The sequence below is a fragment of the Dyella jejuensis genome (genome assembly GCF_044904675.1).
Classification (GTDB): domain Bacteria; phylum Pseudomonadota; class Gammaproteobacteria; order Xanthomonadales; family Rhodanobacteraceae; genus Dyella_B; species Dyella_B jejuensis.
This window is the reverse complement of the sequence record NZ_JADIKJ010000012.1, coordinates 70,356-85,234: the sequence shown is the minus strand read 5'-3', so window position 1 is coordinate 85,234 and position 14,879 is coordinate 70,356. Positions and strand designations below refer to the sequence as shown.

Genomic DNA, 14,879 nt, shown 5'->3' with positions numbered 1-14,879 from the left:
GAACGCGAAAAGCCGGTCGCTCGCGCCAGGAACGTGGACCATTCGTGCCCGGATGGAGCATCGGTTAGAATAACCGCTTTAGTCATTCCAAGCACCTCAAAGGGTGCCCGGTTGAAGGAACCAAGATGAAGATTCTGGTCGGCTACAAGCGTGTTGTGGACTACAACGTCCGCATCCAGGTCAAGCCCGACGGCACCGGCGTGGTGACCGACGGCGTGAAACTCTCCGCCAATCCCTTTGACGATATCGCGCTGGAAGAAGCGCTGCGTTTGCGCGAGAAAGGCGCGGCCGAAGAAGTCATCGTCGTGGGGATCGGCCCTGCCGACCTGACCGCGCATCTGCGCAACGGGCTGGCAATGGGGGCCAACCGCGCCATCCACGTTGTCACCGCCGATGCCGTGCAACCGCTTACCGCCGCGCGCGTTTTCCAGAAGCTGGTCGAAAAGGAGCAACCCGGACTCGTGATCCTTGGCAAACAGGCGATCGACGACGATGCCAACCAGACCGGCCAGATGCTCGCCGCACTGTGGGATCGCCCGCAAGCCACCTTCGCCAGCAAAGTCGAACTTGCCGATGGCAAGGTCACCGTGACGCGCGAAGTAGATGCCGGCCTGGAAACGATCGAAGCCGATCTGCCGGCGGTCATCACCACCGATCTCCGCTTGAACGAGCCGCGCTTCATCAAGCTGCCGGACATCATGAAAGCCAAATCCAAGCCCATCGACACGATCGAATTCGCCTCGCTTGGTGTCGACACGCACGATCATCTGAAGACCACCCACTATGCCGCTCCGGCCAAACGCAGCAAGGGCGTGATGGTCAAGGATGCAGCCGAACTGGTTGCCGCGCTGAAGCAGAAGGGCCTGCTGTAAGCAGCCCTGACGAGGAGACACCTATGAGCAAGATCCTGGTTATCGCCGAACATCTGGGCGGCAAGCTGAACCTCTCTACCGCTCGCGCCGTGAGCGCGGCCCGCGCGGTTGAACCCGAAGCCATCGATGTGCTGGTGCTTGCCGATAACGTCGAAGCCGTTGCGGCCGACGCAGCGAAGATCGAAGGCGTAAGTCGCGTGCTCACGTTGGCACGCGCCGAAAACGCACATCCGATCGCCGCGACGCTCGCTCCGCAGATCGCCAAGGCAGCCGCCGGTTACACCCATGTATTCGTATCCTCCACCACCTTCGGCAAGGACGTCGCCCCGCGTGTGGCAGCCCTGCTCGGCGTGGCACAGGTAAGCGACGTCATGAGCGTGGAAGGCAGCCACAGCTTCAAGCGTCCCATCTATGCCGGTAACGCGATCATCACGGTGGAAGCCGATGCCGCTCACACGGTAGTAGCGACCATTCGCACGGCATCGTGGCCGGCCGCCGCCAACGGCTCCCAGGCTGCCCCGATCGAAGCGCTCAGCCTGGATGTCGCATTGCCTTCGCATACGCGCTTTGTCGAACTCAAGCAAGGCAAGAGCGATCGCCCCGACCTGCAAAGCGCAAGCAAGGTCGTTTCCGGCGGTCGCGGCGTGGGCTCGAAGGAAAACTTCGACATTATCTACAAGTTCGCCGACAAGATCGGCGCGGCGGTGGGTGCTTCGCGCGCCGCCGTCGACGCAGGCTATGTGCCGAACGAACTTCAGGTCGGCCAGACCGGCAAGATCATCGCCCCGGAGTTGTACATGGCCATCGGCATTTCCGGCGCCATCCAGCACCTGACCGGCATCAAGGATGCGGGCACCATCGTGGCGATCAATAAGGACGCCGAAGCACCGATTTTCGAAATAGCCGACATCGGTCTGGTTGGAGATCTGTTCAAACTGATTCCGGAGCTGGAACAGGCGATCGGCTAAATTGCCTACGGTAAAGAAGGCGGGCGCAATTGCGCCGCCTTTTAGGTGATCCGGAAACGGCTAGGCGCGCAAGATGGATCTCACCGCTTCGATTACTCGCGCAACATCATCGTCCGACAAGGCCGGCGAGAGCGGCAAGCTTACCGTTTCCCGCCCCAGCCTCATCGCGCGCGGCCACTGTTCGGGTCGCCAGCCGAAGCGCTGCTGATAATAAGCATGTTCTGGAATCGAGAGATAATGCACTCCAGTACCAATGCGCAAGCCATTCATCGCATCTAGAAAATCGTCGCGGCCGATACCGCAGCGACGAACATCAATCATCACGGTATACAGGTGCAGCCCGTGACGCATCGCGGCATCGGGCGGGGCGGGCAACGTTATAGGCAAATTTGCAAAGGCTTCATCATAGCGTTGCCAAATCGCCTGTCGGCGTAGCCAATTTTTCTCCACACGTGCCAACTGATGCAGCCCGATCGCAGCCTGCAGATCGGTCATGTTGTACTTGAAGCCGCTTTCCACAACTTGATAGTGCTTGTATCCCTGGTCACCGAAGCGATGCCAGGCGTCCTTGCTCATGCCATGCAAGGCGAGTATCCGCGCACGCGCCAACTGCTCTTCGCTTCGACCCAAGATCATACCGCCCTCGCCCGTCGTGACGTTCTTGGTGACATAAAAACTGAAGCAACCAAAGTCCCCGAATGTACCGAGCGGCTGACCATGGAACGCAGCCTCGACAGCATGCGCGCAGTCCTCGATCACTACCAACCCATGCTTGCGCGCGATCGCCATGATCAGGTCCATCTCGCATGGGCGGCCGGCGAAATGAACGGGCACGATGGCGCGGGTACGTGGCGTAATGGCGGCCTCAATGGCCTGCGGATCGATGTTTTGAGTAATGGGATCGACGTCGGCCAGCACAGGGACATGCCCTGCATGCAAGATCGCGTTCACCGTGGCACAGAACGTCAATGGCGTGGTGATGACTTCGGATCCTGGTTCAATGCCAGCCGCCAACATGCTTACATGCAATGCCGCCGTACACGAATTGACGGCCGCGACCTGCGATGGCTGCACCCGCCTAAACGTGGCGAAATCGCGCTCAAACTGAGCCACGCGCGGTCCTGTACCCAGCCAGCCCGAGCGCAGACATGCCACCACTTCTTCAATATCCGATTCGTCGAGCTGGGGAGCGCCGAAAATCAGAAAAGGAGATTGGTTGTCATCAGAACTCATTGGGCTCTCATCACACTCATGGGTCATGCGGACAACTGCTATCACCGAACCTCTAGTAGAGTCCCGCCATACACCACAGCGAGGCCAGCTCAATGGTCCACGGATGGAAGCACGAAACGGACAAGCTGCTCCACCATTACCTCAAGCCCCAGTTCTGCGGGTTGAAGATGTACTTCCGGCGCAAGCGGCACTTCATAGGGCGAGTCGATGCCTGTGAAGTTGGCAATTTCACCCGCACGCGCTTTCCGGTACAAGCCCTTGGGATCGCGACGCTCGCACTCCTCCAGAGGCGTATCCACAAATACCTCGACGAATTCACCTTCGTCAAACAGATTGCGCGCAAAGTTACGTTCATCGCGGAATGGGGAGATGACGCAGACCAGTACGATCAATCCCGCATCGACCATGAGATGGGCAACTTCCGCGACGCGCCGCACGTTTTCCACACGCGCCTCAGCAGTGAAACCGAGATCACGGTTAAGTCCGTGGCGCAGATTATCGCCATCGAGCAAGTAGGTGTGATAACCCTTCGCACTCAGCCGACGCTCCAACAGATTGGCGATCGTCGACTTGCCGGCGCCGGATAGGCCAGTGAACCACAGGCAACGCGGTTGCTGGCCCTTACTTTGCGCACGCACCTGCTTGCTGATATCCAGATGCTGCCAGTGCACATTGGCAGCGCGATGCAGCGCGAAATCCAGCATGCCGCATGCAACCGTGGCGTGACTTTGGCGATCGATCAGAATGAAGCCGCCCAGGGCCGGATTGACAGCGTAGGCTTCAAAGGCCACGGGATGATCGAGATCGATATTGCAGTAACCCACCTCGTTCAACTGCAAGCGGTGCGCAGCAAGTTGCGCCTGCGTATTCACATCAACCTTGTGTTTGATGGCCGTGATACGCGCATTTACAGTTCGCGCACCAATCTTCAGCCAATAGCCGCGGTTTGGCAGTAGCGGCGTGTCACCCATCCAAAGTAAGTGCGCCGCAAATTGATCTGCTTCAGGCGCTGGGCATATCGCCATGGCGATCACATCGCCGCGGCTGATGTCGACCTCGCGATCCAGCGTTAACGTGATGGCATTACCCGCCTGCGCCTCGGCGAGATCGCCATCGGCGCTGACAATACGAGCAACGCGCGCGCGCTGCGTTCCGGGCTGCACCACGATTTCATCACCGGGCCTGATGCGACCACCACACACGGTACCCGCGTAGCCCCGAAACGATTGATCCGGGCGATTCACCCACTGGACCGGCATCCGGAAGTCAGCCGATTCGTGCGGCGCAACGTTGACGCTTTCCAAGTGTTCCAGCAAGGTGCGTCCGGTGTACCACGGCATATGGGATGAACGCACGCCAACATTGTCGCCGCCAAGGGCCGCAACCGGCAGGGTATGCACGACGGTAATGCCAAGCTGGCGTGCCAGCGCCTCGTAGGCAGACCGGATCGAATCGTAGACATCCTGCGCATACCCAACCAGATCCATTTTGTTCACCGCCAGGATCACTGTGCGGATGCCCATCAACGCGCAGATGTATGTATGCCTGCGAGTCTGCGACAGCAGTCCTTTACGTGCATCGACCAGCACGACCGCGAGATCAGCATGTGAGGCACCAGTGGCCATGTTGCGGGTGTATTGCTCATGTCCTGGGCAATCGGCCACGACAAAATGACGATGCACGCTTTGGAAGTAGCGATAAGCCACGTCAATGGTGATGCCTTGTTGACGTTCGGCGTCCAGTCCGTCGGTAAGCAAGGAGAAGTCGAGTACCCGTCCGTCCGGATGCTGGCGGAGGCTGTCGCGGCGCAGCGCTTCGATTTGATCGTCTGGCAGCGTACCGGCGTCGTACAACAAACGTCCGAGCAACGTGCTCTTACCGTCGTCAACACTGCCACAAGTGATGAAGCGCAGGCGACTGCTCCTCGATATCTCAGGTACCGCCATTAGAAATATCCTTCCTGCTTCTTGCGCTCCATCGACGCTGATGGGTCGTGATCAATGACGCGCCCCTGGCGTTCCGAAGAGCGCGATTGCGCCATCTCGTCGATGATTTCGTCCAGCGTAGTCGCGGTGGATTCCACGGCACCAGTCAAGGGGTAACAGCCCAAAGTACGAAAGCGCACCATACGTTGTTCGATCCTTTCGCCCTCGCGTAACGTGAAACGATCATCATCCACCATGATCAACGCACCATCGCGCGCCACAACCGGTCGCAGCTTGGCGAAGTACAAAGGAACGACCGGGATACCTTCACGTCGGATGTAGTGCCATACATCCATTTCTGTCCAATTGGACATTGGGAAGACGCGCACGCTCTCTCCCCGATGGATATGCGTGTTGTAGAGATTCCACAGCTCTGGGCGCTGCTGCTTTGGGTCCCAATGATGCTGTGCGTTGCGAAACGAGAACACGCGCTCCTTGGCGCGGGACTTTTCCTCGTCGCGCCGCGCGCCGCCGATTGCTGCGTCGAACTTGTATTTATCGAGCACCTGCTTGAGCGCCACTGTCTTCATGATGTCGGTGTGCATCGTCGCGCCATGCACCAACGGAGAAATTCCCTGGCGAACACCTTCTTCGTTTATATGGACCAGGAGACGCACATCCCCGGCAGCCGCGACCTGATCGCGAAACGCAATCATCTCGCGAAATTTCCAGGTGGTGTCGACGTGCAAAAGCGGGATAGGAGGGGGTGCGGGGTAAAACGCCTTGCGCAACAGATGCAGCAAGACGGAGGAATCCTTGCCGATGGAATACAGCATGACAGGTCGCTGGAAGCTGGCTACCACTTCTCGGAAGATATGGATGCTTTCGGCTTCAAGCGTGTCAAGATGTGAAAATGGTACGCTCATTAACTCGGGCCAGCGACAATAAACCGGTATTTTGCCACGCCCGGCCTGTCTCGCGGAGGCGCCTTGACAGACATGACTAGCCGGTTTGATACACCCCAGGACCTCCTGGCAAGTTCTTGCGCACAAATGCCCTTATCGGATGGCTTTTGCGGCAGTCTCTATTGACCCCAGTAACGTACACCCTCCCGATAGGCTCAGCGCGTGCTGACAACGGACCTCCATGATTGCGGCGTTGTACTGCAGCTGCTCATAGATGCCGCTTTCCGCGTGCTCTCGGACCCGTTGCCTCCTCATTGTGGAGGAAAGCGCGAGATAGCCGTCTTCGGGCAACCCGGCAACATCGAACAGCAGCCCCGGAAGGTCATAGGAATGCAGGTCGATCTTGCGTGGCTGATCTGTCGCGATCGGGCGATTGGATAAAAGCATGTATCGCGTGTGCTCGTGGCGTGGCAGCTTATCGTCATCGAATCCAAGGTCCGCGAACGCGGCGCTAAGCGCCGGCAGATGATCGCCATAAAACACCAATATTGTCCAACGGGGACGTGCCAGAAGCCGCTTTGCGAAATCGCCGAGAGCCTCGTCCCCATTGACCAAATGCGAAAGGTAATAAGTCATCTCGACCTTTCCCTGGGGCGACAGGCCGGATGGCAGTGGCTTGCCTTTAAGCGGACCCATTAGCGCGTCATCACGGTCCCAGGGGCCATGGTTTTCCATCGTGATGGCCATGATGTATCGAGGTTTCGTGCTGGCTTGATCTAGACGCGCGAGTACGGTGTCGAATAGAGCGTGGTCCGAAATGTAGCTTCCTGCGCGCTGCGCCCCAACGAAGGCGTCCTCGTAGTAACTATGGTGGAATCCGAGACCCGGCATGACATCTTCGCGATTCCAGAAGTCCGAGCGAAACGGATGAAATAACTCTGTCGAGTAGCCCATGGAGGCTAACCGGCGTGGCACCGTGGGCATCCAGTCGGCCGCCAGCCCGAAGTACGGATACGCGATGAGGGGAAACGCCGCCATCGGATAACCGGTCAAGGTCTCGAACTCGGTGCGTATGGTGCCCCCGCCATAGGTTGGCGTGGTCAGGCTGCCGGTTATTCCAGTAGACGCAAGCCGCTCGAAATTGGGGGCATACTGGCCAAAATCGACATCTTTCATGACCCCTGGATCGAAGAAAGCCTCGCTTTGCACAATCACAATGTCGGGTAATTCGCCCGGGAGTTGCCGATGCATAAGCTCAACCAGCTCGGGCTTATTATCCCGGGCAAATTGCTTGACTATCGACGTATCAGGCTTCGGAATGGTGAGCGGCTTTGCCTGCGACATCTTCACTAGACTTGCCATTAAACCGTTCTCGCGAACGGTCAAAATCGGCGCCCACTTGTCGAAGCCGGGCAACGCCTTGCTACTGTATGCGGCGCCCCAAAATCCATTTCCATTGAATAACGTGATCAGCGCTGTCAACGCTAAGGTGACGTATATTATCCGACTTATCCAATTAGGGCGGTACCATTTTTTTTCTAGCCACCAAACCAGTCCTGTAACTGCTACGGATACAAGCGCTAAAAGCAATAGCAGCAATGCGCGGTAGCCAGTGTAGTGCGCGAAGAATCCAATGTTGTGGGTCATCTGATGACTCAACAGTACATCGGCAGGCATTAGCGGCGCATCCATATTCAGCTCCTTGATCGCATTCACTTTGAACACGATCCAACCGAACATTGTGCTAATGACTAAGGAGAGCAGAAATCTTCCGCATGCTCCATATAAAACTACCATGATGAGTAGAAAGGGAAGCGCATTGCGCCAGATCAGCCGTGGCTCTACCGGTATATGTAGTGCAGGATCTAGAAAGCATACCAGTAAGGCGCTAACTGGTAAAAATACAGAGAGGCGAATAGCTGCAGCTAACCAGGCAATGCCAAAGGTTTGACGCAAATAACCCTCAACTCGTCGCCACCCTGTAATACGTGGCCCGCTGCCTGAAGCAGTGATATTGGTCATGCTTACCCCTTGTCGAACAACGAGGCCCGGCACCTATCCCACAGCGCGCCAGACGGTGAGAGGAGGAGGATCTCAAATCGTTAGCTTCGCGCAAGGTTACAGTTTTATGAACGATTGTCTACCCTACCTAGCCGCTCCGCAGCGTCCCGGCTGAGGATAATGACCGCCCCCTCCCCCCCCCGAAATCGGCGCTCCCATCAGCGGCGATGCTCGACGGCGCGATTTGAAGGTATCTTGAACCCGCCTCAAGGGGCGACGTTCAAGTTTCATATTTCCCCAATTAAGACATCCAGCCGAGCACTTGCAAAATGTGGGATCAATCCCGGATTCTGGCCGGCCAAGAACAAGCCTCTTAGGCCGCACCGACCAACTCCGCAGCCGACGGCGCAGGAAGAGCTATTTACCTGGGTCGCCCGCTTCGCGTCAGCTGAAGTTGCGCCATCCTAAGGGACTAGGTATCTTCAAACTTCGACAATCGAATGAGACAAATCCAATGAATTGGCCGGCTCGTCGGCTGACCGGCTAATCCAAGCATGGAGTCGAACCGTGCCGCACTAGTCAACTTGCATTTGCCAGACAGACGCTACGCTCAAATTTCGCATCGACGCATCCAAGCATTGACGATCCATTCCCATGGGTTCGAATCCGTTACATCATGTCGGCTGACAGCATTCAGCATTGATCTAATTGATGTCGAACGGCACTGGCAAGAGCCAAGTTCAGGCAAAAAATCAACTGTATAGAAGTTCGTAAATTTCGCTTAGAGCAAGCGGCGACGCCAATTTTGATTATTTCAACTTCATAAAGCAGGCACAGCTGCACGGAAAGCTTAAGGTAAAGACTGATCGGAAGGACCGAGACACTGTCGCATACGCCGCCCGTTTGCAATCGTAGATACGGCCGGAACCACAACGAAGCTTATTATCCTTCGCGCGCCAACATCTCCAATCCATGATATTCGACAAATCGCAAAATATAAATTCATTTTTCCGACCTAGTTTGTGGCTTCAATAATTTACAAAATCATCCATGGCAGGCATTCTCGACCTTGAAACATTCGCTCACTTTTTTGACACCGTCCATTGGATGCGTTCGGACGGATGCGTCTTGCTAATCGATTGCTGGCTATCGGCAGCACAAAATAAATTCACGCAATACATTGAAAAATATAGTCAGCTAGCGATAGGAGAGATGATGTTCACGCGAATACGCCCTGCCATATGCAAACGTTTGAGTCGACTAATTTCGCAACGACTTCCAATTCCGACTCTTTGGCACATGGAGTTAACTTCATTTGAAGAATGCAAGAAATTTCTTGCGGCACAGTCGACTCGATTTGCCGCACGCCGCGCTCTAGAGCTTGAGCTGCAGGAACAGCTTTCTCATAGTGACGTATCGATGCTTCCGGGCTATTGCTGGGTGTGTCGTGGAGTCAGGGCATTTCTCTATGATCACAAATATTCAAATGGATCGGACGTCAACTGGCGCGAGCGACTGGTTTGCCCCCAATGCCAACTGAACAACCGATTGCGTCTAACGGCAAAGATTCTTGATCATTCGGTCGGAACTGGAAATCCTCGCATTTATATGACGGAACAGGTGACCGCCTTAGCTAAACACGTGTCCCGCCTATACGCATCTACGATCAAGAGCGAGTATCTTGGTCCCGATCATAGCCCTGGCGCCATAAACTCACGCGGCATACGACATGAGGATATTACGGCACTAAGCTTTTCCGATGCCGCCTTCGACTTTGTCCTGAGTTTTGATGTGCTTGAGCACGTACCAGCTTACAAAGTTGCGCTAAAGGAGTTCGCGCGCGTCCTTAAACCTGGAGGAAAGGTTCTAATGACGGTTCCATTTATTCTCTTGCACGAAAGCAATGTTGTTCGGGCCATTTTCGACGGCGAAAAAGGAGAAATACACCATTTACTTCCGCCGGAACTGCATGGTGATCCCATTGACCCAAGCGCAGGAGTCTTATGCTATTACCATTTTGGCTGGGAGCTACTGAATGACTTTTACTCTAACGGCTTTAGCAACGTGGCTTTGCACATTTATTGGTCGCTGGAATTCGGACATATCGGCCACGAACAAATCGTGATCGAAGCCACCAAATAAACGAGCGCCAATCTACTCGCAGCTCTCACGATTCCAGCCACCTAGCGCGCCGCCCCAAGCTCATGGCGCAGCACTGCAACGATTCGCTCAGATGCCTGACCGTCACCATAAGGCGATACACCACGGGCCATCTCGCCATAAGCACTCTGGCTATCAAGTAGCCTTGATGCTTCGGCGACTATGAGCGCCTCATCGGTACCGACCAACCGAACCACACCCTCGTCTACTGCCTCAGGGCGCTCGGTTTCGGTACGCAGCACAAGCACAGGCTTCCCTAACGCTGGGGCCTCTTCCTGCACCCCGCCAGAGTCGGTTAGTATCAAATAGGCACGCTTCTGCGCTTCAACGAATGGCGCATAGTCAAGTGGATCACAGAGTAAAACGCGGGAGTGTGTGCCAAGTAACTCGTGCGCTACAGATTGCACATTTGGATTGGGGTGTACCGGATACATCACTTCAATATCGGGATAAAGATCAAGTAGTTGAAGGATTGCCCGACAAATTGCCCGGAAAGGCTCACCGAAGTTTTCGCGACGATGCGCGGTTACCAATATTAATCGCTTATCCAAATCGAGCGGAATATCAAGCGTCCGATTTGTAGCGGCAACTTCGAGTAATGCATCAATCACAGTATTACCCGTAACGTGTATTGCCGTATCAGCAATACCTTCCCGCAATAGATTCTCCCGAGACCGATGCGTCGGCACAAAGTGCCACTTAGCCAGACGTCCGGCGACCAATCGGTTCATTTCCTCAGGAAATGGATTATCCAGATCATGCGTACGCAGCCCGGCCTCGACATGACCAAAGGGAACCCGACGGTAAAACGCCACCATAGCGGCGGCCATCACAGTCGTCGTATCGCCCTGGGCAAGAACAACATCCGGATTCAACTCAGCAAATTTTTCATCAAGTCCAGAAATGAGCCTTGAGGTGAGCTCGGGCAAGGTCTGGTTAGGACGCATGATATCCAGATCCACATCAGGGCAAATATCAAACAACGACAAAACTTGATCCAAAAGATGTCGATGTTGAGCGGTTGCCAACACTGTCACTCGCGCCCAAGGCTCACACTTTAAAGCCTTGATCAATGGAGCCATTTTAATGCCTTCGGGGCGTGTACCGACAATGCAAACGATATGTTTCATGAATTAACTTCACTCCGGCTCGACAAGTGAGCCTCGGAAGCTCACGTGACACATCCAATCCAATACTAAGATGACCAACGCTTAGTTAAGCCATCTCTTACTGATGTAGCACCAAATGTCCTTCGCGCTCGACCAAACACACGCCAGCTACCTTTTCGCATGGATCATCCTTGCTCCCTGATAACTGCACTACATTCGCCTTAATTGTGCGATTTCTATAGTACAACCGCAGTGCCGCCCCTCGTCCCCACGAAAACGGATCGAAATATGGTTGAGTTACTCCAATAGTGACCATGTGGGGAACCGGCTTACCATTCATCTCACGCTTGTAGTCATTCATTAGACGATTACTATACGCGCCAGTGGACAAATAGAAATCGCGCGACCATTTCCATTGATGAGAATAAAATGGCCATCCGAGCAATAAGACAGCCAGAACTACCATAAGATTAGTAACAACTAAACTACGTGGCTTTATAGCGCATAAGCTAAACGCCAAGAAAAAATGCGGCGCGTACAAGTAAAGTATGTTGCGTTGATTTGGCATGATGAGGACCGCTGACATCAAAGCAGCTGCAGATATCAGTCCAGCTAATGCCGCCCTGGAGCTGAATCCAATTACGACGATAACTAATAGAAGCAAATAACCCAGCAATGGAGATGAATGCTCAGGCATATAAAATGCTTGCGACATGTAGTACGCAACATTCGCAAGGACAGTGGAAGGGGACAACGCAATTTTGTAGGCGCCGTCAGAGACAAATGCGGCGTCAAGCCGATATAGCCTAATATAGATGAGGCCATAGAGCACGGTAATAAAAAAATGCGGCGCCAGACGTATCAGTCGACGGGAAAATGAATCACTCTCGATCACCAGGAATTCCCAACTGGCTAAAACCACAACAAGTGCCATGGCGAATTCTTTGCAGCGAATCGCTAAAATGTGCGTCAACGCCGCACCTATCAACAAAAGCCAAGCCCATCGAGAAGCGCGACGAGCTTGCACGTACAACAGCACACATAGCATACACCACGTCGCACCCGCGAGATCAAAAATTGCACCAACCCAGTGCACTGCTATGAGAGTGCTGAACCAAGCCGCAGCCACGATGGACGCTATTAGCGCCCGGTTTGCCGGTAAAATTTGGCGGACAAGTTTATAAAATATTAAGCAATTTAGAACGTGCAATAAGAGCCAAAAGACATTATAGGCGTGGCTATCCAATCCGAAGACGCGGTACATCAAGAAAATAAATATCGCGCCGGCCGGACGGTCGTTGTAGATTCCCTTTGGAAATAGATGAAAAATGTCCGACCAGTTGGCAAACGCCGTGTGCTCGAGCCATCCCCAATCGTCGGCGTAAAAGTAATGCCTAGCATTTAGCGACCAAAAAGTGGAGCCCAGGGCGGCAATTACAATAATAAGTGGACTCAGTCGATAATACCAGAGCGCGCCTGGCTTCATGGCTTTTGCTCGCCGGATTCAGCGTGAAAATACCTCTTCACAAAGTATAGAGGACGATTTTTCGTCTGATTAAACATACGTCCAATATATTCACCAAGAATTCCAATCGCCACCAACTGCACGCCGCCCAAAAAAAGCACCGAGCACATAAGCGAAGCGTACCCAGCCACAGGATTGCCAAAGATCATGGTTTTAATAACGACGGAGACCGCATAGATTCCCGCCATGATCGCTACGAACGCGCCAAAATATGAAGATATTTTTAAAGGCGCAATCGAAAAGGATGTAATTCCTTCTAGCGCAAAATTCCACAACTTAACGTAATTAAATTTCGACTCACCAGCGAAGCGTGGATCACGGTCATACTCTAAGGCGACTGCGTCATAACCTATCCATGCAAACAATCCTTTCATGAAACGATGCTGCTCACGAAGTTGCAAAAGCGCGTCGACTGCACGTCGACTCAATAGGCGAAAATCACCGGTATCCGCAGGGATTTTGACTCGCGACAAACCGCCTATGACTTTATAAAACATTCCAGCAGTAACTCGCTTCAACCAGGTTTCGCCATGGCGTCTTCGCCGAGTAGCATAGACATTGTCATAGCCTTCACGCCAGCGACTCAGGAGTTCCGGGATAATCTCAGGTGGATCCTGTAGATCAGCATCTATGATTATCACTGCGTTTCCACGACTATAATCTAATCCAGCAGTCATTGCACTTTCCTTGCCAAAATTTCGGCTCAGATCAATACACGAAACAAATCGATTCGCCGCGCAAAATGATTTCAGAATCTCTAATGATTGATCACTACTGCCGTCATTAATGTAGATTACTTCAAACGGATCACATAAACTCTCAAGGACGCATAACAGCCTATCGTGAAACTTGGGCAACACGTCCTTTTCATTATAGACCGGCACAACCACGCTAAGCATGGGTGAATCACCATTCGTGGAAACAACGTTCATAATATCTCCCAGATTCAGCAGCAACTTCTACATTGCTCTTGAATTTAAAGCTCTTGCTAATAGCTGAATCAATTTGGTCCTAACTTCGATACCACTCTGGAAGATTTCTCCGAGTCCGACCATCCAGAAACACTTTTAAAATACCGAAATAATTTTCCTGGTAGGCTTTTCAACATAAGCGATGGTTTTTCGATGAAATGCCACGACAGCAACGCCATGGCGAGCGCAAGCATAAACGCAAAACAGGCATTATGTTTTGGCCCCATTAACGGGAAATGATGCGCAAGCGCTTGTTGCATAGGATAGCCCCAGAGATAGATCCCATAAGAATAGTCGCCAAAACGATTAAATCCATACCATGGCAGACAATAAGCAAACGCAAAGGAGAATTGAGCTATTGCCAGCCCTAAAGCAAATTGATAAAAAACCGTATTGCGCAGAAGATAGGCTAAAATTACAGCGGCGGCCACGTATGGCCAGCCCACCGGAACATGGTCACGGAATAAATAGCATAGCGTACCAATGCCGAACATCGCGGCCAAATGTAGATATATACTCGGAATCATAAATATATCTGCATCCGGTCGTAATATACCCAAGCCAAAAAGCACAGCAATAATTAATGCACAAAGCCAGCGGCGAGATAAAATGCCGAGCGCACCAACGATTGCAACCCAAAGATACATCCGGAATTCTGCAGGCAAAGTCCAGATCGCACCATTGATAACTGAATCATGAGGATTACCGTCAAATACTTCGGGTAACGTCCACACCATAGTCGTCTGCAACTTGACATTCTGAGTGACATAGTGAAGAACCCCGGTATTTTCAAAGTACTGATTTAATGGGAGCGCGGTATAGACTGCACCCAATACAACAGCACATATTACAAGACAACAAAAGTATGCAGGGTAGATACGCAATAACCTTGCCCAAAGGAAGTCTGCCAGGTGCTGACGCCGCAGATAACTACCAGCAATCATGAAGCCACTGACAACAAAAAAAATACAAACCGCTAAGGTGCCCGAATAAATACCCCAACCGAGGCGTAAAAATAAATCGGGCGATGCCCCTTTGGTATTGGCTATAGCCCCACCATGACCATAAATCACCATGCTGGCTGCAATAAAGCGCAACAATAAGAAATTATCCTTTCGATTTTCCAGACCATCGGCAAGCGTCATTGTTGACGAGAGTTGTTTCACTCGCGGAATTTTGCTCCCTGTGTAACCACTGGCGATCATACGCG

At 53.2% G+C, this 14,879-nt stretch carries 11 protein-coding genes; 3 read left to right on the top strand and 8 right to left on the bottom strand.

Features of this window, described 5'->3' with window-relative positions; translation table 11 throughout:
- The first annotated feature begins 125 nt into the window (after positions 1 to 125).
- Both ISP15_RS11430 and ISP15_RS11425 read left to right on the top strand, forming a co-directional pair.
- On the top strand, positions 126 to 872 hold the full coding sequence (locus ISP15_RS11430; RefSeq protein WP_404547468.1) for an electron transfer flavoprotein subunit beta/FixA family protein: 747 nt from the start codon (positions 126 to 128) through the stop codon (positions 870 to 872).
- Positions 873 to 895: 23 nt separating this feature from the next.
- Positions 896 to 1,840 carry an electron transfer flavoprotein subunit alpha/FixB family protein gene (locus ISP15_RS11425; RefSeq protein ID WP_404547467.1) on the top strand — a complete coding sequence of 315 codons (945 nt, stop codon included), beginning with the start codon at positions 896 to 898 and terminating at the stop codon, positions 1,838 to 1,840.
- 60 nt (positions 1,841 to 1,900) lie between these two features.
- Here the strand turns inward: ISP15_RS11425 and ISP15_RS11420 are convergent, their stop codons facing one another.
- The 4 genes from ISP15_RS11420 to ISP15_RS11405 form a co-directional block, all read right to left on the bottom strand.
- Positions 1,901 to 3,073 (bottom strand): DegT/DnrJ/EryC1/StrS family aminotransferase, encoded by a 1,173-nt coding sequence (locus ISP15_RS11420; protein ID WP_404547466.1) that lies wholly within the window; start codon positions 3,071 to 3,073, stop codon positions 1,901 to 1,903.
- 89 nt (positions 3,074 to 3,162) lie between these two features.
- The gene (gene cysC, locus ISP15_RS11415; RefSeq protein WP_404547465.1) at positions 3,163 to 5,019 is read right to left on the bottom strand and encodes an adenylyl-sulfate kinase; all 1,857 of its coding nucleotides are present in this window, start codon (positions 5,017 to 5,019) and stop codon (positions 3,163 to 3,165) included.
- Positions 5,019 to 5,924, bottom strand: a complete 906-nt coding sequence (gene cysD / locus ISP15_RS11410) for a sulfate adenylyltransferase subunit CysD (RefSeq protein ID WP_404547464.1) — start codon at positions 5,922 to 5,924, stop codon at positions 5,019 to 5,021. The genes cysC and cysD overlap by 1 nt, the downstream gene beginning before the upstream one ends.
- Before the next feature lie 132 nt (positions 5,925 to 6,056).
- The gene (locus ISP15_RS11405) at positions 6,057 to 7,925 is read right to left on the bottom strand and encodes an LTA synthase family protein (protein WP_404547462.1); all 1,869 of its coding nucleotides are present in this window, start codon (positions 7,923 to 7,925) and stop codon (positions 6,057 to 6,059) included.
- 1,029 nt (positions 7,926 to 8,954) lie between these two features.
- On the opposite strand from ISP15_RS11405, the gene ISP15_RS11400 reads away from it, so the two are divergent.
- Positions 8,955 to 10,046 (top strand): class I SAM-dependent methyltransferase, encoded by a 1,092-nt coding sequence (locus ISP15_RS11400; RefSeq protein WP_404547461.1) that lies wholly within the window; start codon positions 8,955 to 8,957, stop codon positions 10,044 to 10,046.
- 41 nt (positions 10,047 to 10,087) lie between these two features.
- Here ISP15_RS11400 and wecB read toward each other — a convergent pair whose 3' ends face one another.
- From wecB to ISP15_RS11380, 4 genes are all read right to left on the bottom strand, one after another.
- Positions 10,088 to 11,194 carry a non-hydrolyzing UDP-N-acetylglucosamine 2-epimerase gene (gene wecB / locus ISP15_RS11395; protein WP_404547460.1) on the bottom strand — a complete coding sequence of 369 codons (1,107 nt, stop codon included), beginning with the start codon at positions 11,192 to 11,194 and terminating at the stop codon, positions 10,088 to 10,090.
- Positions 11,195 to 11,291: 97 nt separating this feature from the next.
- Positions 11,292 to 12,659 (bottom strand): ArnT family glycosyltransferase, encoded by a 1,368-nt coding sequence (locus ISP15_RS11390; protein WP_404547458.1) that lies wholly within the window; start codon positions 12,657 to 12,659, stop codon positions 11,292 to 11,294.
- A complete protein-coding gene (locus tag ISP15_RS11385; RefSeq protein WP_404547456.1) occupies positions 12,656 to 13,630 on the bottom strand; it encodes a glycosyltransferase family 2 protein in 975 nt (324 codons plus the stop codon). Before ISP15_RS11385 ends, ISP15_RS11390 begins: the two co-directional genes overlap by 4 nt.
- A 68-nt stretch (positions 13,631 to 13,698) precedes the next feature.
- Positions 13,699 to 14,874, bottom strand: coding sequence for an acyltransferase family protein (locus ISP15_RS11380; RefSeq protein WP_404547455.1), 1,176 nt, complete (start codon positions 14,872 to 14,874; stop codon positions 13,699 to 13,701).
- Positions 14,875 to 14,879: the final 5 nt, after the last annotated feature.

What these genes read in the sequence shown, in the direction of transcription:
- ISP15_RS11405 (WP_404547462.1), bottom strand. Translation starts at nt 7,925, where the DNA reads ATGACCAATATCACTGCTTCAGGCAGCGGGCCACGTATTACAGGGTGG.
- ISP15_RS11430 (WP_404547468.1), top strand. Translation starts at nt 126, where the DNA reads ATGAAGATTCTGGTCGGCTACAAGCGTGTTGTGGACTACAACGTCCGC.
- ISP15_RS11390 (WP_404547458.1), bottom strand. Translation starts at nt 12,659, where the DNA reads ATGAAGCCAGGCGCGCTCTGGTATTATCGACTGAGTCCACTTATTATT.
- ISP15_RS11385 (WP_404547456.1), bottom strand. Translation starts at nt 13,630, where the DNA reads ATGAACGTTGTTTCCACGAATGGTGATTCACCCATGCTTAGCGTGGTT.
- cysD (WP_404547464.1), bottom strand. Translation starts at nt 5,924, where the DNA reads ATGAGCGTACCATTTTCACATCTTGACACGCTTGAAGCCGAAAGCATC.
- wecB (WP_404547460.1), bottom strand. Translation starts at nt 11,194, where the DNA reads ATGAAACATATCGTTTGCATTGTCGGTACACGCCCCGAAGGCATTAAA.
- ISP15_RS11425 (WP_404547467.1), top strand. Translation starts at nt 896, where the DNA reads ATGAGCAAGATCCTGGTTATCGCCGAACATCTGGGCGGCAAGCTGAAC.
- ISP15_RS11420 (WP_404547466.1), bottom strand. Translation starts at nt 3,073, where the DNA reads ATGAGTTCTGATGACAACCAATCTCCTTTTCTGATTTTCGGCGCTCCC.
- ISP15_RS11380 (WP_404547455.1), bottom strand. Translation starts at nt 14,874, where the DNA reads ATGATCGCCAGTGGTTACACAGGGAGCAAAATTCCGCGAGTGAAACAA.
- ISP15_RS11400 (WP_404547461.1), top strand. Translation starts at nt 8,955, where the DNA reads ATGGCAGGCATTCTCGACCTTGAAACATTCGCTCACTTTTTTGACACC.
- cysC (WP_404547465.1), bottom strand. Translation starts at nt 5,019, where the DNA reads ATGGCGGTACCTGAGATATCGAGGAGCAGTCGCCTGCGCTTCATCACT.